Source organism: Microbacterium sp. ZXX196, assembly GCF_009709595.1.
In the GTDB taxonomy this organism is placed as follows: Bacteria; Actinomycetota; Actinomycetes; order Actinomycetales; family Microbacteriaceae; genus Microbacterium; species Microbacterium excoecariae.
Map to the genome: position 1 here is coordinate 1 of NZ_WMEE01000065.1, position 319 is coordinate 319.

The window sequence follows — 319 nt, forward strand, 5'->3', positions numbered from 1 at the left end:
TCGTTTCCTGCTGTTTTAGATGCTCAAGTGGCGGTTGATACAATAGGAAATAAGTATCCAAATACTTTTTCTTCGTGGTCATCAAATGTTGTTCCTTTTACGAGAAATGTTAAAAGGTTTAATGATTGGTCTGTATCGGCAGGTATAGGGATTCCTTTTATTCAATCGGCTGATGTTACCTCAATTAAGAATGGTAATGGTAAGAATTTGTATGGTTACTCAATGTATCTTAGTGTAGATAGGGCTTTAACTCACGCTTTTGGATTAAATCTTCAGTACGATAGAGGAGAAACTAGACAGGGAGCATACAACACAAAGA

At 36.4% G+C, this 319-nt stretch carries 1 protein-coding gene; it reads left to right on the forward strand.

Features of this window, described 5'->3' with window-relative positions; genetic code table 11:
* Positions 1–319, forward strand: a 319-nt coding sequence (locus tag GJQ66_RS14165) for a hypothetical protein (protein WP_230379575.1), incomplete at both ends; no start/stop codon positions are given.